This window comes from Streptomyces sp. NPDC096105 (assembly GCF_044763335.1).
GTDB lineage: Bacteria > Actinomycetota > Actinomycetes > Streptomycetales > Streptomycetaceae > Streptomyces.
In genome coordinates this window covers 84,677-100,329 of the sequence record NZ_JBIWGC010000019.1, presented here as the reverse complement: position 1 = coordinate 100,329, position 15,653 = coordinate 84,677, and the positions used below count along the sequence as shown (strand labels likewise).

Sequence of the window (15,653 nt, the reverse complement as noted above, 5' to 3'; positions counted from 1 at the left end):
CGGGCCCGGGGCCGGCCCCCCCCCCCCTGCCGCCGGCGCCCCCCCCCTCCCCCCACCCCCCCCCGCCCCGGGCGGGGGGGGGGGCCCCCCCCCCCCCCCCCGCCGGCGCCGTGCCGTCCGATGCGTCAGAGCCGCTGCCAGAGCGCCGGGGTCCCGGCGGGCGCCCACGCGTCCTGCGCCTGGTGGGACTGCAGGCACTGGTACGTCACCCCGTCACGGGTGACGGTGGCGCCCGCCTCGTAGACCCGGCCCGCGGTCCACGCCCGGGCGCCGGTCTCCTGCTGCCCGGACGCGGCCGCCGCGGCCGCCGTGGTCAGGGTCAGCCCGTACTCGGAGAGGATCGGGTTGACCGGCTGGTAGAACGTCGTGCCGCCGCCGGCGCAGTCGCCCGAGCCGCCGGAGGTGACCCCCTGCGCCTGCGCGCCCGCGACGTACGGACCGCCGGAGTCGCCCGGTTCGGCGCACACCGTCGTCCGGGTCAGCCCGTCGACCCGGCCCTCCGGGTAGCGGACGCTCGTGTCGTGCTGCTCGATCACGCCGCAGTGCCAGCCGGTGGTGGAACCGGACCGGCACACCGATGCCCCGACGAGCGCCTGCGCCGAGCCGGTGACCCGCACCTCCTGGCCGTCCTGCGCCTTCACGTCGGGCGTCGGCGTCCACTGGCTCCGGGTGGCCACCCACGCCATGTCCCGGCCGGGGAACACCGACGCCTGGAAGGCGCCCTGCGGGGTGCGGTCGTAGCCGGTGGTGGTCGCGCCCGCCCGGCCGCAGTGGCCGGCCGTCACGAAGCCGCCCCGGCCGCCCTCGGTGACGGAGAAGCCGATGGAGCAGCGGGCCGAGTCGTTGATGTAGTACGCGTCGCCGCCGGTGATGTCCTGGAGCAGCCGGGGCCGTTCGGCCGCCAGGCGGATGCCGACGTCCTCGCCCTCCACCCCCGCGGCCTCCACGAAGGCGGCGCCCGCCGCCTGGTCGACGGCCTGCACCACGACCCGGTTCCTCACCACGTCGACGTACCAGACGGGTGTGTCGAGCGTGGAGACGCGGCCGGCCGCCGCGTCCAGCTTCTCCTTCGCCACCCGCAGTGCGGCCAGGGACCGCTCGACCACCTGGGCGGTGGCGCCCTCGGCCTCGATCGCCGGCACGTCCCTGGCGTCGGTGGTCGCCACCGTCAGCTCGTCTGCGGTCGCGCCGCGCAGCCATGCGCCCGCGTACCGCTCGCCCAGGGAGTTGCGCAGCCGGCCGGCGCGGGTGCCCGCCTCGGCCTCGTTGACCAGACGCGTGGCCGCCTGCTCCGCGTCCAGGTCCAGATCGCGCTGGAGGGCGCTGAGCAGGTGCGGGGAGGGCCGGTCGGCGCCGAGGGTCTGGGCCGCCCCGGGCGCGGGGCCCGTCGTGGGGGAGGCGTCCGCCGCCGAGGCGTGGGGGAGCCCGGCGAGGACGAGGGCGCCGAGCGCCACGAGCGCCGGGCGGCGCGCGGCTCGGACGTGTCTGAGGACCATTCGGTACGTCTCCGTTCGTTCGGGCGGCGATGCCGTCGCGGAGACTGAGTCCTTGCCCGGCGCGCCCGACGGGATGTCAGGACACGCCGGAATTCGCACGTACGGAACGGGGCCGGGCCCCGTGTGCAGCAGGCGGGCGGGGCGGACGGGTGACGTCACACGGGCGTCAGACCGGGCGCGCCGGCCTCCGTGACGAAGGAGGCGGCGGTGGAGACGGCCGCGCCGGGCCTCGTCACGACGGGCACGGTCCGGAAGTCGGCGCGGGCGTTCTCCCGGTTCAGCTCCACCCGCAGGTAGCCGCGCCGGCCGTCGTAGAAGCGCAGGTGCGGGTTGGCCCGCAGGTAGGTGTCCCAGTTGGCCGGGCGCTCCACGCCGTCGCGGCCGCTGGCCACGGAGGTGCAGGTGAGTTCCGTGCCCACGGTGGCGGAGGCGGGGTCGTCGAAGTCGTCCTTGATGTCGAAGGCGTACGCCACGTGGACGTCGCCGGTGAGCACCAGCCAGTTGTCGACGCCGGCCGCCTTCGCCCCGGCGACGAGCCGGCCGCGGTTCGCGCGGTAGCCGTCCCAGGCGTCCATGGACAGCTTGGCCCGGGCGTTGAGGTCCAGCCTGCGCTGGGAGAAGCACACCTGCTGGGGCATCACGTTCCACAGCGCGCCGGAGGACGCCCACCCGTCGAGCAGCCAGCGCTCCTGGGCGTCCCCGGTGAGGGTGCGCGCCGGGTCGTCCGACTCGGGTCCCGGCACGTGCGGGACGTCGCCGTACGCCTGGTCGGAGCGGTACTGACGGGTGTCGAGGACGTCGAACTGGGCGAGCGTGCCCCAGTGCAGCCGGCGGAAGAGCCGGGCGTCGGGCCCGTCGGGGAGCTGGTCCGCGCGCAGCGGCTGGTTCTCCCAGTAGGCGCGGTAGGCGGCGGCCCGCCGGACCAGGAACAGCTCCGGGTCGCTGCCGTTCTCGTCGATGTCCGCCGCGTAGTTGTTCTCCGTCTCGTGGTCGTCCCAGGTGACGACGAACGGGTGCGCGGCGTGCGCCGCCCGCAGATCCGGGTCGCTCTTGTAGAGCGCGTACCGCATCCGGTAGTCCGCGAGGGTCGTCGTCTCCCGGGCGAACACCGCCGGCAGCACCCGGTCCGTGTAACCCCGGGCGCCGCCCGCGGAGTCCACGGCGTACTCGTAGAGGTAGTCGCCGAGGTGGAACACCACGTCGACGTCCTCCTGCGCCAGGTGCCGGTGCGCCGTGTAGTAGCCGTCGTGGTACGCCTGGCAGGCCACCGCGGCCAGCCGCAGCCGCGAGACGTCCTCGCCGGCGGCGGGGGCGGTCCGGGTGCGGCCCGCCGGGCTGATCCAGGAGCCGGTGCGGAAGCGGTAGTGGTAGGAGGTCGCCGGGTCCAGGCCCCGCACGTCCACGCGGACGCTGTGCGCGTACTCCGGGTGGGCCAGGACGGTGCCGCTGCGCACGACCAGCACGAAGGACGCGTCGAGCGCGACCTCCCAGGCCACCTCGACCTGCCGCTGCCCCAGCCCGCCGTCCGGGGTGAAGGGCGCCGGGGCCAGCCGGGTCCAGATGAGCACCGAGTCCGGCAGCGGGTCACCGGAGGCGACTCCGAGGGTGAACGGGTCCTCGGTGACGCGGGCCGCGTCGAGGCGGGGCGCGGCGAACGCGCCGCGCGCGGGGAGGCCGGTGGAGAAGGCCAGGGCGGCGGCCGCGGCGGTGACGGTCAGGAAGCGACGGCGTGACACCTGGCGGACGGCGGTGCGCAGTTCGGCGTCGTGCGGGGTGCGGGCGAGCGCGGGGGCAGGTCGTCCGGTACGGCCCGGCAGCGCCATCGGGTGTCCTCTCGTACGGATGCGGGGTGGACGGCGGCCGCGGGCCGGCGGGGCCGCGGACACGGAGCTGCATGCTAAGCAGACGACATGCTCGTCGCAGGCATGCCGTGCGGGGCGTTCACACCACAGGCGGTACGGGGGACGGCGCACGGGAGAGCGCCGCCGGCAGGACCGGCGGCGCTCGAAGGACCGAGGGGCGGATCAGCCCGCCGACGCCCGCGCGTCGGCGCCGACCCGCTCGCGCAGCGGCAGGTGGTAGACGTGGAAGGCCCGGCCGATGACCGGCTGGGCGACGTTGCGCACCTTGACGCCGCCGGTGGTCATGCCGTGCTCACTGCCGGCGTGCGCGTGCCCGTGCACGGCGAGGTCGGCCCCGACGGTGTCGATCGCCTCCGCCAGCAGATAGCTGCCCAGGAACGGGTAGATCTCCGGCGGCTCACCGGCCAGCGTCTCCGGCACGGGGGAGTAGTGGGTGAGGGCGATCCGCACGTCGCAGTCCTCCTGCACCAGCCGCTCCAGCGCGGTCCGCAGCCCGTCGGCGCAGCGGCGGGAGACCCGGACGAACTCCTTCATCACCGGCTCGCCGAACTCCCCGGCGCTCGCCCCGACGAATCCGCCGCCGAAACCCTTGGTGCCGGCCACCCCGACCCGGGCGTCCCCGATCCGCAGGACCGCCGCCTCGCCCTCCAGGACGTGCGCGCCCGCGTCCCGCAGCAGCCCGGACACCTCGTCCTGCCGGTCGTCGTGATGGTCGTGGTTGCCCAGCACCGCGACCACCGGCACCCCGAGGCCGCGGATCTCGTCGGCGACCACCCGGGCCTCGTCCGTCGTGCCGTGCCGGGTGAGGTCGCCGGCCAGCAGCAGCAGGTCGGCGCAGTCGGGCAGGGTGTCGAAGGCGGGACGCAGCACGCCCCGGGTGTCGGGCCCCATGTGGATGTCCCCGACGGCGGCGACCCGGATCATGACAGCTCCTCCGCGTGGTCGGGGGACGAGGGTTCGTTCACGACGATGTCGCAGTGCACGTCGAGCCCGCCGAGTTCCTCGCGCACGACGTCCAGGACGTCGTCCCGGCAGCGGGCCGAGGGCACGGTCCCGGTGACCAGGACGGCCCCGCCGCGGACCTGGGCCCGCACGCCGAGCTCGCCCAGCTCGCCGGAGGCGAGACGGTCCTGGAGATGGGCGACGCGGTACTCGGGGCCCGCGGGCGGGATGCCGCCCGCCGGACCGGCGTCGTGGGTGTTCATGGGTTCCCTCCACGGGCGGGTCGGATGACGTTCATGCGTTCCAGCAGGAAGAAGAAGGCGGCGGGCATGGGCGCGTCGCCGCAGTCGCGCCGCACCTGCTCCCAGTCGACCTTCTCGCGCAGGGCGCGGGCGATGGGCAGGACGGCGCCGAAGTCGCAGTGGTGCTCGGAGAACGCGGCGATCAGGCCGGTGAGCAGGTCGGTCGGCGCGAGGACCGGCATCCGGACCGAGTCGACGGGCAGTTCCTGCGCGCGGCGCAGCATCTCCTCGGAGACCGGGCGGTGCGCCAGCTCGAAGATGACGTCGACGTCCTGCCCGAAGCAGGTCGCCTTGATCAGCCAGTCCTCGGGCGGGCTGTAGACGGTCAGCCCGGCGTCCCGCAGCGTGGCCGCGACCGGGCCCGCGTCCTCCGGGCGGACGCAGAAGTCCACGTCGTGCTGGAGGTTGCCGCTGCCGCCGTGGGCGTGCACGGCGACGCTGCCCGCCAGCGCGAAGAGGTGCCCGCCCCGCTTCAGCACCGCGCCGACCTGCTTGGCCGCCTCCAGGATGGCCTGGTTGCGGTCGCGGGGGAGGCCGGAGTCGTCGGCGCCTGCGAGCGGCGGCTCGGCCCGCGGGTCGAGCGGCGGCGCCTCTTCGGGGACGTCGGAGGCCAGGCGGAGATCCGGTGTCCCCGGGCGCCGTGTCCCGACGACGTCCTCGCCGTTCTCCGTCATGACCACTCCTTTCGCGGCCGGACCGTGTGGACGGCCGCTGTCTCCGTGCCCGTCGCGGGCGCACGCCGTGTGTGCCTGTTCCTGGTACCCGGAGCGCCCGTTCCGACACGGGGCGCAGGCCCGCGCCGGCGGCGGGGGAGACCGCTTCGGGCGTACCCGGGCGGCGCGCCGGCCGATCCGGACCGACGATGGGTGAGAACCGTCGAAACGGGCCCGGGTGTCCGGTGGTGGAGGTCGACATGGAGCAGGACACGTCGCGTGCGTCGGAGCTTCCGCAGCCCTTGCGGGCCGTCGCCTCGCACCTGCGGCGGCTGCCGGGCGCCGGACAGGCCGGCAAGGCGGCCGGCACCGCCCTCGACACCCTCGGCGCGGTGTCCCCCCGCGGCCGCCGCATCGCCGTCTACACCGGTGCGGGCGTCCTCGGCGTCGCCGGCCTGGTGGAGTGGCCCGTCGCCGTGACCGGAGCGGCGGTCGCCTGGCTGACCCGGCCCCGCGACGAGCGGGAGGCCGCCGCCGGGGACACGCCGGAGGCGCCTGCCGGCGACGGCGGCGGTGAAGGTGACGGCGAGGAGGCGTGGGCCGCCGCGACGCGCGAGGGCGGGGCCCCCGCCCCGGCGGGCGCGGAAGCCGACGCGGCCCGCGCGGCCCGCCGCACGTCCGCCGACGCCTCCGGTGACCACCGTCCCCCCGCCGGCCCCGGCGACCGTCTCACCCCCACCAGGCACCGCCCCGGCGGTGAACCGGCACCGCACGTGCAGCCCGCCAAGGTGGGGGACGAAGGGACCGCGTCCGCGTTGCGGAAGGTGGCCGCGGCGACCGGGCACGACGACGCTCCCGGGCGGCCGGGACACGGCCGGCGTTCCGGCTGAGGCGCGGGCAGGGGATCCGGAATGCTCGCACTGTTCGATGTCGCCCCGTTCGCCGGGGCCGTGGCCGGGGCCGCCGCCGGGGCGGCCCGCGGGACGGCCCACGGCGTGGCCTCCGTCCAGGTCACCACGCGCCGCGTGACGCACGTCGCCCGCAACGCCCTCGGCGGCGACCGCCACTGGCGGGCCGGCCACCGCGTGCACCTGGCGCTGCGCCACCCCGACGCCGCCGTCGGCCCCCTCGCCCGCCGGGTCGCCGCCGAGCTGCTCGACCACCCCGACGTCGTCGCCGCGTACTGGGACGAGGGGCTGGCCCGGCTCGTGGTGACCGCCGTGGACGACGCGGCCGGCGACCGCGTGGCCGAGCGGGCCGTCGCGGCCGCCGCGCCCCTCGGGCTCGCCGAGGACACCGCCCCCGAGGCGGACGACGGCACCGCGCACCCCGGCGACCCGCGCGAGGTCCGGGTCGCCGCCGCCGCGCTGCTGCTGGACGCCGCCGGTGCGGCCGGCGCCCTCGCCGGCCGGTCGCTGCGCCTGCCTCGCAGCCCCAAGGCCGTCACCGCCCTGGTGACCCTGCTGCGCGAGAACCCCCGCTTCCGCGCCCGGCTGCGCGAGCGGTTCGGCGGCAGCGGCATGGAACTGCTGCTCGCCGCCGCCAACGCCGCCGCGCACGGCGCCGCCCAGTCCCCGGTGTCGCTGCTGCTCGACGCGCTGCTGCGCACCGGACAGCTCACCGAGGCGACCGCCCGCGCGGCGGCCTTCGAGGCGCTCCACGACGACGTGTGCCGTGAGCGGCGCATCAGCGTCCCGCCCCCGCAGGGCGTCCGCCCGCCCCTGCGCGTGACCCCGGCGCAGGCGTACGCGGCGGGCGCGGGCACCGGCAGCGTGGCCGGGGCCGCCGCCACCCTCCTCGTCACCCACGACACCGGCGAGGCCGCCGAGGCCGTGCTCGCCGGATCGCCCAAGGCCGCGCGCTACGGCCCCGCCGCCTTCAACTCCGTGCTCGGCACCCAGCTCGCCCGCACCGGCGTGCTGGTGCGCGGCGGGGACCGGCTGCGCCAGCTGGAGATCGCCGACTCGCTGGTCCTGCACGCCGACGCGCTCCGCGGCCTCCCCCCGGCCGAGGACGAGGAGCCCGCGCCGTACCACGACCCCGTGCACCCGCAGGCGGAGGCGGTGCTCGACGCGGCGCGCCGGGCCGGGCTGCACGTCGTCGTCACCGGCGGCTCCGAGCTGAAGGACATCACCCGCCTCGCCGACGAGGTGGCCCCCGCCGGCCTGCCGTTCGGCGACATCGTCCGCGCCCTCCAGCAGGACGGGCACATCGTCGTCAGCGTGGCCCGCGTGCCCGCCGGCGGGGACCGGGACGTCGCGGACGGGCTGCCCGCCGGCGACGTGGCGATCGCCCTCACCGACGGCCGTTCGGCGGTCCCGTGGGGCGCCGACGCCCTCGCCCCCGGCGGACTCGAGGACGTCTGGCGGCTGCTCACCGCCATCCCGGCGGCCCGCCGGGTCGGCCGCCGCTCGCAGACCCTGGCCCGCGCGGGCGCCGCCCTCTCCGGGCTGCTGGTGGCCCGCGGCGGCACCCCCGGCGGCCGCGTGTGGCAGCGGCTCACCCGCCACGCCCCGGTGAACATGGCCGCCGCCGGCGCCCTGCTCACCGGCTGGACCGCGGCCGTCCGCGTGGCCCGCGCCACCCCGCCCGAGCCGCGGCTGCACGTGCCCTGGCACGCCCTGGAACCGGACGAGGCACACAGTCTCCTGCGGGACACCCGCACCGAGGCCGAACCCGTCGGACTCGCCCTGCTCGGCGCCCGCGTGAGGCAGCGGACCGCGCGCCTGGCCGGGACCGGCGCCGCCGCGCCCGCCCGCTGGACGTGGGAGGCGGTCGGTGCGATCCGCCGCGAGCTGGACGACCCGCTCACCCCCGTCCTGGCCACCGGAGCGGTGGCGTCGGCGCTGCTCGGCTCCCTGGTGGACGCGCTGCTCGTGGTCGGCGCCATGGACCTCAACGCGGTCGCGGGGGGCCTGCAGCGGCTGCGCGCCGAACGGGCCCTCGCCCGGCTGGCCGCCCGTCAGCAGCCCCGCGCGCGCCGCCGCGTCACCCGCCAGCGCACGGTCACCGTCGACGCCGCGCGGCTGCGGCCGGGCGACCGGATCGACCTCGCGGCCGGCGACGTCGTGCCGGCGGACGCCCGGCTGCTGAGCGCCGACGGGCTGGAGGTCGACGAGTCGTCGCTCACCGGCGAGTCGCTGCCCGTGGCCAAGAACGTCGCCCCGACGCCGGGCGCGCCCGTGGCACAGCGCACCTGCATGGTCTTCGAGGGCACCACCGTGGTGGCCGGCCGGGCCGAGGCGCTGGTGGTGGACACCGGCGACCGCACCGAGGCGGGCCGCGCCGTCGCCCTCGCCTCCCGCACCCCGCCCCCCGCCGGCGTGCAGGCCCGGCTGCAGGAGCTGACCCGCAAGGCCCTGCCCGTCACCCTCACCGGCGGCGCGCTGGTGACCGGCTTGTCCCTGCTGCGCGGCAGCCCGCTGCGGCGCGCCGTCAGCGGCGGGGTCGCGGTGGCCGTGGCCGCCGTGCCCGAAGGGCTGCCGCTGGTCGCGACCGTCGCCCAGATGGCCGCCGCCCGCCGCCTCTCCCGCCGGGGCGTGCTGGTGCGCACCCCGCGCACCCTGGAGGCCCTCGGCCGGGTCGACACCGTGTGCTTCGACAAGACCGGCACCCTCACCGAGAACCGCCTCCGCCTGGTGCGGGTGGCCACCGCCGACGGCGCCCTGCCGGCCCCGGACGACGAGCGGGCCGTACCGGTCGTGCGGCTGGCCGCGCGGGCCTGTCCGCAGGAGGAGACCGCCGAGGGACGCAAGGTCGCGCACGCCACCGACGAGGCCGTGCTGGACGCCGCACCGCCGGACGAGGACTGGACGGCGGACGGCGAGCTGGCCTTCGAGGCCAGCCGCGGCTACGCGGCGGCCGTCGGCCGGGACGGCGAGGACGGCGCGTACCTCGTCGTCAAGGGCGCCCCCGAGACCGTGCTGCCCGCCTGCGCGGACCTGCCCGACGAGGCGGCCGGCGCCGCCCACACCCTCGCCGGGCGGGGACTGCGCGTCCTGGCCGTCGCCCGGCGCCCGTGCGAGGGCTCCGATCCGGAGGCGGAGCTGCAGGCCGGCCTCTCCGGCCTGGAGCTCGTCGGGTTCGTCGCCCTGGCGGACGTACCGCGCGACACCTCGCGCGAACTCCTCACCGCGCTGCGGGAGTCCGGCATCCTGCCCGTCATGCTCACCGGCGACCACCCGGAGACCGCCCGCGCCATCGCGCTCCAACTGGGCTGGCCCGAGGAGACGCAGGTGGTCACCGGGGACGACCTGGTCGCCATGGGCCGCGCCGAGAGGGTCCGCGCCCTGCACGGCGCCGGGGTCGTCGCCCGCGTCGCGCCCGAGCAGAAGCTGCACGTCGTGGAGGCCCTGCAGCAGGCCGGCCGGGTGGTGGCGATGGCCGGCGACGGCGCCAACGACGCCGCCGCCATCCGCGCCGCCGACGTGGGCGTCGGCATCGAGAGCCGCGGCTCCGCGGCCGCCCGCAACGCCGCCGACATCGTGCTCACCGGCGGCGACCTGTCCGTCCTGGTGGACGCCTTCGCCGAGGGCCGGGCGCTGTGGCGCAGCGTGGCCGACGCGGTGAGCATCCTCATCGGCGGCAACGCCGGCGAGGTCGGCTTCAGCGTGCTCGGCACCCTGCTCGCCGGCTCCTCGCCGCTGTCGACCCGCCAGCTGCTCCTGGTCAACCTGCTCACCGACATGTTCCCCGCCATGGCGGTGGCGGTGACGCCGAGCGCCGACCCGTCGACGGCGGCGCACGCCGCCACCGGCCCGATGAGCCTCGACGTGCTCGGCGCGCCGCTGCTGCGCTCCATCCGGCGGCGCGGCGTCACGACCTGCCTGGGCGCGGTCACGGCGTACCTGATCGGCCGGCTCACCCCCGGCACCGAGCGCCGCTCCACCACCATGGCCCTGTGCGGGGTGGTCGGCGCGCAGCTGGTGCAGACCCTCTCCGGGCGCCGCCACAGCACGCTCGTGTGGGTGACGGCGCTGGGCTCCGCCGCCGTGCTCGCCGCCCTGGTGCAGACGCCCGGCGTCAGCCACTTCTTCGGCTGCGTCCCGCTGGGCCCGGTCGCCTGGACCGGCGTCGCCCTCGCCATCACCCTGTCCGCCCTCGCCCCGCGCCTGGAACGCCTCGCCGCGGTACGCCGCCTGTACGACCTCGCCACCCGCCTCGCCCTGCGCCTCGGCGACTTCGCGCGGCGGACCCGCCACCTGCTGCACAGCGGCATCGCCCGCCCGGTCGCCTGAGCCCGCGGGCACGGCCCCTGTCCGCCCGTGTCGGCACAACCGGCGGACGGCGCACACACTGGAAGGGCAGGGCGGTTCCGGACACCCCGGCTCCGCCGCCGCAGGCGGGCGCGTGCGCCCGGCGCCGAGGCCCGCCGCTCAGCGAGAAGGGCGAGGATCGGCATGAAGGGTTACGTCTTCCACGGCCCCGGACAGTCCGCATGGGAGGAGGTTCCCGATCCGGAGATCCGGGAGCCCGGCGACGTCATCGTCCGCGTCGACGCCGTCACCGTCTGCGGGACGGACCTGCACATCCTCAAGGGCGACGTGCCCGAGGTGCGCCCGGGGACCGTCCTCGGTCACGAGGCGGTCGGCGAGGTCGTCGAGACGGGCGCCGACGTCCGCACCGTACGGCCCGGCGACCGGGTGCTCGTCTCCTGCGTGACCGCGTGCGGGCGCTGCCGCTTCTGCCGCGAGGGCATGTACGGGCAGTGCCGGGGCGGCGGGGGCTGGATCCTCGGGCACCTCGTCGACGGCACCCAGGCCGAGTACGTACGGGTGCCGTTCGCCGACCTGTCGGTGTACCCGCTGCCCGGCGCCCTCGCCGGCGAGGACGCGGTGCTGCTGGCGGACATCTTCCCCACCGCCTACGAAGTGGGCGTCCTCAACGGGCGGGTGCGGCCCGGGGACACCGTCGTCGTGGTCGGCGCGGGACCGGTCGGGCTGGCCGCCATCGCCACCGCCCGGCTGTTCGGGCCGGAACGGGTGGTCGCCGTGGACCTGGCGGCGGCCCGGCTCCAGGCGGCGAAGGAGTTCGGCGCCGACGCGGTGGCCGACGCGAGCGAGGGCCCGGAACAGCTCGTCGAGGACCTCACCGGGGAACTCGGCGCGGACGTGGTGATCGAGGCGGTGGGCGCCCCGGAGACCTTCGAACTGTGCACCCGGGTGGTGCGCCCCGGCGGGCACGTCGCCAACGTCGGCGTGCACGGCGCGCCCGCCACCCTGCACCTCGAGGACCTCTGGATCAAGAACGTCACCATCACCACCGGCCTCGTCGACACGCACTCCACGCCCACGCTGCTGCGGATGGCCGCGGCCGGCCGGCTGCCCACCCGCCGCCTGGTCTCCCACACCTTCCCCCTCGACCAGATGCAGGAGGCGTACGACGTCTTCGCCGACGCGGCCGGCACGGGGGCGCTCAAGGTCGTCCTCGGCGTCCCGCAGCACGAGGTGGTGGCCGTGCCCCCGACCGTCTGACGGCACGGCACGGCACCGCACGGCAGGACCCGGCACGGCGGCGGGACCCGGCCGTCCCGCCGCTCTGTCGCGCAGGTCCGCGGAAAGACACGTTCCGCCCGTGCGGGCCGGGGGACGACGCGCGACCCTGGAGGGGGGCGCGGTCGGCACCCGTGCGAGGAGGTGACCTCCCATGGCGAGGACGCGTGGTGCGAGGCCCACGGTGCCCTGGTGGCGCTGGCGGCGCAACCCGCTGTGCCGCCGCAGCGACGTCGCCGAGGCCTGGCTGCTGATCGCGACGGCCGTCCTCACCCTGGTCCTCTCGGGGTTCGCCGGGCTGGCGACGGCGGGCGCGGTGGACGCGTCGCTCGACGACCGCCGGGAGCGCACCCGCCCGGTCCCGGCCGTGCTGGTCGAGGACGTGCGCGACGCGGCCCCCGTGTCCGAGAACAGCGACGGCGGCGTGTGGGCCGAGGTGCGCTGGACCGCCCCCGACGGCGCCCGCCGCACCGGACGGGCCGAGGTGCCCGTCGGCAGCGAGGAGGGCACCGAGGTCACCGTGTACAACGACGCGTCCGGCCGGCTCGTGTCCGCGCCGCCCGAGGGCGCCGAGGCGGACTTCCAGATCGCCATGGCCGGCATCACGGTCTCCCTCCTCGCCGGGGGCGCGGTCCTGCTCGCCGGGTGGGCCGCCCGGGCCCGGCTGCGGCTGCGGCGCCTGGACCGGTGGGAGGCCGAGTGGCGCCAGGTCGAACCGATGTGGCGCAAGCGGATGACCGGCTGATCCCGCCGCACCCGTGACAGCACGGTGATCCGACGTGGCGACCTGATGAATCGCAGGTTTTCGCAAGTCACTACATGCTTGCCTCGTCCTGCCGTCGCGAACGGAGCAGAGGGGCCGTGTCCGTACCGCTGCCGTCGGCCGGGATCCGGCCCCGGGTCGCCTCCCTGCTCCCCACCCGCGCCGACCTCGCCCAGGCCCGCCGCCACCCCCGCCGGGACCTGCCGGCCGGACTGACCGTCGCGGTCGTCGCGCTGCCGCTCGCCCTCGGCTTCGGCGTGTCCTCCGGCCTCGGCGCGGAGGCCGGACCGGCCACCGCCGTGGTCGCCGGCGCCCTCGCGGCCGTGTTCGGCGGCTCCCACCTCCAGGTCTCCTGCCGCCGCGCCGGAAAGGGGACGGCACGATGACCACGCCGCAGTACCAGCTGAAGACCGAGTTCCTCAAGACGCTGGGCCATCCCGCCCGGATCAGGGGGCTGGAACTGCTCGGCGAACGCGAGCACTCGGTGGGGGAGATGCTCCCGCACGTGGGCATCGAGCCCGCGCACCTCTCCCAGCAGCTCGCCGTGCTGCGCCGGGCGAACCTGATCGTCGGCCGCAAAGAGGGCTCGGCCGTCCACCACTCGCCGACCGACCCCCACGTGGCGGAGCTGCTGCGGGGGGCGCGCACCATCCTCTCCGGCGTCCTCGCCGGCCAGGCCGGACTCCTCGCGGACCTCCAGGCCGCACAGGGGGGACCAGGACCGTGTCGTGACGGCGCGGGCGGCGGGGCGTCAGGCGTCGCCCCGCCGGCAGTGCAGGAACAGATGCGGCTCCGGGCGGGCCTCCGGGTGACTCGGGGTGAACATCGTGCTCTCCTCCCACTCCACCGACAGCCCCGCCTCCCGTACGAGGGCGATGACGTCCTGCGCCGCGAAGCTGGTGACGCGAGCGGGATGCCCCATGAACACCCCGTCGAACTCCTCCACGTCCAGCGGCACGGTGGCCAGCACCAGCCGGCCGCCCGGCTTGAGCGCGGCCGCCAGCCGGTGGACCAGCTCCCGCTGCTCCGCCCGGGTCATCTGCAGCAGCGCGAAGTACACGCAGACCGCGTCGTAGGAGTCCTCCGGGAGCGGCATCCGCCGGACGTCGTCGCACCGGAACTCCGCCTCCGGCACCTGCCGGGAGGCGATCTCCACCATCACGGGTGACACGTCGACGCCCAGCACCCGGTGTCCGGCGCCGGCCAGCGTGGCGGCCGTGGGCCGTCCGGTGCCGCTGCCCACGTCCAGCACCGTGCTGCCGGGGGAGAGCCGTGCGAGCAGCCAGGTCAGCGACGCCCGGTGGGCCGAGGAGGACGCGAACGCCTTCTCGTAGTCGCTGCCCAGCGCGTCGAACAACGCCGCCGCCGGTGATCCGTGTTCCTCGCCGCCCACGACACACCCCGCTTCCCAGTCGCCGATGCCGGGCATCGTGCCACTCGTGCCCCGCCGTCACAACGGCGCCTCGCCGGGTCCGGCTTGCGGACGCGGCGGCCGGCACGGCAGTGTCGTGGACGTGCCGACCCTGCTGATCGTCCACCACACGCCCTCGCCGAACTGCCAGGCGATGTTCGAAGCCGTCGTCTCCGGCGCGACCGCCCCGGAGATCGAGGGCGTCCGGGTGGTGCGGCGCGCCGCGCTGTCCGCGACCGCCGCCGACGTCCTGGACGCCGACGGCTGCCTCCTGGGCACGCCCGCCAACCTCGGCTACATGTCGGGCGCGCTCAAACACTTCTTCGACCAGATCTACTACCCCTGCCTGGACTCCACCCGCGGTCGCCCCTTCGGGTACTACGTGCACGGCGGCAACGACATCACCGGCGCCGTGCGGGGGATCGAGTCGGTCACCACCGGCCTCGGCTGGCGTCGCGCCGCCGAGGCCGTGACCGTCACGGGCGAGCCCGACAAGGCCGCCCTGGAGCGCTGCTGGGACCTGGGCGCCACCCTCGCGGCGGGACTGGCGGACTGACGCCCGCCGGGTCCCGCCGGGGTCAGGCGCCGTCCATCCTCTGCCGGTCCTGCTCGTCCCAGGCGCGGGTGTCGCGCGGCTGCGTGTACGGCTCCTCCTCCGGAGGATGCCCCCCGGCGATGGCCCGCTGCCGGGCGATCTCCGCGTCGAACTCCAGTCCCAGCAGGATCGCCAGATTGGTGATCCACAGCCAGATCAGGAAGATGATGACACCGGCCATCGTGCCGTACGTCTTGTTGTACGAACCGAAGTTGGCGACGTAGAGGGCGAACCCGGCGGACGCGGCCAGCCAGATCAGCAGCGCCACGAAGCTGCCCGGGGTGACCCACCGGAACCCCTTCACCTTGGCGTTCGGCGCGGCCCAGTACAGCAGCGCGATCATGACGGTGACCAGCAGGACCAGCACCGGCCACTTGGCGATCGACCACACCGTGAGGGCCGTGTCGCCCAGCCCGAGCAGATCGCCCGCCTGCCGGGCCATCCCGCCGGTGAAGACCACGATCAGCGCGCTGACCGTGGCCATCAGCAGCAGGGCGACCGTCACGCCCACGCGGACCGGCAGCACCTTCCACATCGGGCGGCCCTCGGGCATGTCGTAGACCGCGTTCGAGGAGCGCATGAACGCCGCCACGTAGCCCGACGCCGACCAGACGGCCAGCAGCAGACCGGCGATGGCCACCAGCGACCCGACGCCCGCGTTGCCCTGCAACTGCTGGATCGCCTGGGTGATGATGTCCCGCGCCGCGCCGGGGGCGGTGAGCTCCTGGACGTTCTCCAGGACCTTGTCCGTCGTCGACCTCCCGGTGAGGCCGAGGAGCGACACCAGGGCCAGCAGCGCCGGGAACAGCGCCAGGACTCCGTAGTACGTCAGGGCGGCGGCGCGGTCGGTGAGCTCGTCGTCCTTGAACTCGCGCACACTGCCCTTCAGCGCCGCCTTCCAGGCGCCCTTGGGCAGCTTCGTCGGGGTGTCCGGCGCCGCCCGTTCCACCGCGTCGCTCGGGCCCGGCTCCTGCGCCGGCTGTCCGGCCCGCCGCGAGGACGCGGACTCGTCCGGCGCGTCTTGGTGTGCCGGCCGGTGGTCCCGGCCCGGGATATGCAGCTTCATGGCGACCGAGTGCCCCCGCGACGCCATGTCACGCCCGGGCGCGCGGGTGACGCGACCCTGCGGGGAACACCT

12 protein-coding genes and 2 pseudogenes are annotated in these 15,653 nt (G+C 76.3%); 7 read left to right on the top strand and 7 right to left on the bottom strand.

Translation table 11 applies throughout. From position 1 onward, the window contains the following. Positions 1–125: 125 nt before the first annotated feature. From ACIQ8B_RS25740 to ACIQ8B_RS25720, 5 genes are all read right to left on the bottom strand, one after another. Entirely contained in the window at positions 126–1,496 is a 1,371-nt protein-coding gene (locus ACIQ8B_RS25740; protein ID WP_403549976.1) for a trypsin-like serine protease, read from the bottom strand. Positions 1,497–1,651: 155 nt separating this feature from the next. Then, on the bottom strand, positions 1,652–3,319 hold the full coding sequence (locus ACIQ8B_RS25735; protein WP_403549974.1) for an alkaline phosphatase D family protein: 1,668 nt from the start codon (positions 3,317–3,319) through the stop codon (positions 1,652–1,654). 201 nt (positions 3,320–3,520) lie between these two features. Beyond that, positions 3,521–4,282: a metallophosphoesterase gene (locus ACIQ8B_RS25730; protein ID WP_403549972.1), complete on the bottom strand. Its 762-nt coding sequence runs from the start codon at positions 4,280–4,282 to the stop codon at positions 3,521–3,523. Then, on the bottom strand, positions 4,279–4,563 hold the full coding sequence (locus tag ACIQ8B_RS25725) for a BON domain-containing protein (RefSeq protein ID WP_290008685.1): 285 nt from the start codon (positions 4,561–4,563) through the stop codon (positions 4,279–4,281). Before ACIQ8B_RS25725 ends, ACIQ8B_RS25730 begins: the two co-directional genes overlap by 4 nt. Next, a complete protein-coding gene (locus ACIQ8B_RS25720) occupies positions 4,560–5,276 on the bottom strand; it encodes a nucleotidyltransferase family protein (RefSeq protein WP_106415674.1) in 717 nt (238 codons plus the stop codon). The genes ACIQ8B_RS25725 and ACIQ8B_RS25720 overlap by 4 nt, the downstream gene beginning before the upstream one ends. A gap of 239 nt (positions 5,277–5,515) precedes the next feature. Here ACIQ8B_RS25720 and ACIQ8B_RS25715 point away from each other — a divergent pair, with 239 nt between their 5' ends. From ACIQ8B_RS25715 to ACIQ8B_RS25690, 6 genes and pseudogenes are all read left to right on the top strand, one after another. Continuing rightward, entirely contained in the window at positions 5,516–6,145 is a 630-nt protein-coding gene (locus ACIQ8B_RS25715) for a hypothetical protein (protein ID WP_403549969.1), read from the top strand. 21 nt (positions 6,146–6,166) lie between these two features. Beyond that, on the top strand, positions 6,167–10,492 hold the full coding sequence (locus tag ACIQ8B_RS25710; RefSeq protein ID WP_403549967.1) for an HAD-IC family P-type ATPase: 4,326 nt from the start codon (positions 6,167–6,169) through the stop codon (positions 10,490–10,492). A gap of 162 nt (positions 10,493–10,654) precedes the next feature. Then, positions 10,655–11,728 carry an alcohol dehydrogenase catalytic domain-containing protein gene (locus tag ACIQ8B_RS25705; protein ID WP_290008678.1) on the top strand — a complete coding sequence of 358 codons (1,074 nt, stop codon included), beginning with the start codon at positions 10,655–10,657 and terminating at the stop codon, positions 11,726–11,728. 172 nt (positions 11,729–11,900) lie between these two features. Continuing rightward, complete coding sequence (locus ACIQ8B_RS25700; protein ID WP_403549964.1) at positions 11,901–12,491, top strand: hypothetical protein; 591 nt, start codon at positions 11,901–11,903, stop codon at positions 12,489–12,491. 74 nt (positions 12,492–12,565) lie between these two features. Beyond that, positions 12,566–12,862: pseudogene (locus tag ACIQ8B_RS25695) on the top strand (SulP family inorganic anion transporter); the annotation flags it as partial. A gap of 29 nt (positions 12,863–12,891) precedes the next feature. Next, positions 12,892–13,233: pseudogene (locus ACIQ8B_RS25690) on the top strand (ArsR/SmtB family transcription factor); the annotation flags it as partial. A gap of 27 nt (positions 13,234–13,260) precedes the next feature. Here ACIQ8B_RS25690 and ACIQ8B_RS25685 read toward each other — a convergent pair. Then, entirely contained in the window at positions 13,261–13,938 is a 678-nt protein-coding gene (locus ACIQ8B_RS25685; RefSeq protein ID WP_403549962.1) for a class I SAM-dependent methyltransferase, read from the bottom strand. Between the two features lie 85 nt (positions 13,939–14,023). Here ACIQ8B_RS25685 and ACIQ8B_RS25680 point away from each other — a divergent pair, with 85 nt between their 5' ends. Beyond that, positions 14,024–14,476, top strand: coding sequence for a flavodoxin family protein (locus tag ACIQ8B_RS25680; RefSeq protein WP_403550028.1), 453 nt, complete (start codon positions 14,024–14,026; stop codon positions 14,474–14,476). A gap of 22 nt (positions 14,477–14,498) precedes the next feature. Here the strand turns inward: ACIQ8B_RS25680 and ACIQ8B_RS25675 are convergent, their stop codons facing one another. Then, complete coding sequence (locus tag ACIQ8B_RS25675) at positions 14,499–15,581, bottom strand: YihY/virulence factor BrkB family protein (protein ID WP_290008671.1); 1,083 nt, start codon at positions 15,579–15,581, stop codon at positions 14,499–14,501. Positions 15,582–15,653: the final 72 nt, after the last annotated feature.

Bases quoted from the DNA above. Each gene is read 5' to 3' on its own strand.
- ACIQ8B_RS25720 (WP_106415674.1), bottom strand. From the start codon at position 5,276: ATGACGGAGAACGGCGAGGACGTCGTCGGGACACGGCGCCCGGGGACA.
- ACIQ8B_RS25715 (WP_403549969.1), top strand. From the start codon at position 5,516: ATGGAGCAGGACACGTCGCGTGCGTCGGAGCTTCCGCAGCCCTTGCGG.
- ACIQ8B_RS25730 (WP_403549972.1), bottom strand. From the start codon at position 4,282: ATGATCCGGGTCGCCGCCGTCGGGGACATCCACATGGGGCCCGACACC.
- ACIQ8B_RS25700 (WP_403549964.1), top strand. From the start codon at position 11,901: ATGGCGAGGACGCGTGGTGCGAGGCCCACGGTGCCCTGGTGGCGCTGG.
- ACIQ8B_RS25740 (WP_403549976.1), bottom strand. From the start codon at position 1,496: ATGGTCCTCAGACACGTCCGAGCCGCGCGCCGCCCGGCGCTCGTGGCG.
- ACIQ8B_RS25685 (WP_403549962.1), bottom strand. From the start codon at position 13,938: ATGCCCGGCATCGGCGACTGGGAAGCGGGGTGTGTCGTGGGCGGCGAG.
- ACIQ8B_RS25710 (WP_403549967.1), top strand. From the start codon at position 6,167: ATGCTCGCACTGTTCGATGTCGCCCCGTTCGCCGGGGCCGTGGCCGGG.
- ACIQ8B_RS25705 (WP_290008678.1), top strand. From the start codon at position 10,655: ATGAAGGGTTACGTCTTCCACGGCCCCGGACAGTCCGCATGGGAGGAG.
- ACIQ8B_RS25735 (WP_403549974.1), bottom strand. From the start codon at position 3,319: ATGGCGCTGCCGGGCCGTACCGGACGACCTGCCCCCGCGCTCGCCCGC.
- ACIQ8B_RS25675 (WP_290008671.1), bottom strand. From the start codon at position 15,581: ATGAAGCTGCATATCCCGGGCCGGGACCACCGGCCGGCACACCAAGAC.
- ACIQ8B_RS25725 (WP_290008685.1), bottom strand. From the start codon at position 4,563: ATGAACACCCACGACGCCGGTCCGGCGGGCGGCATCCCGCCCGCGGGC.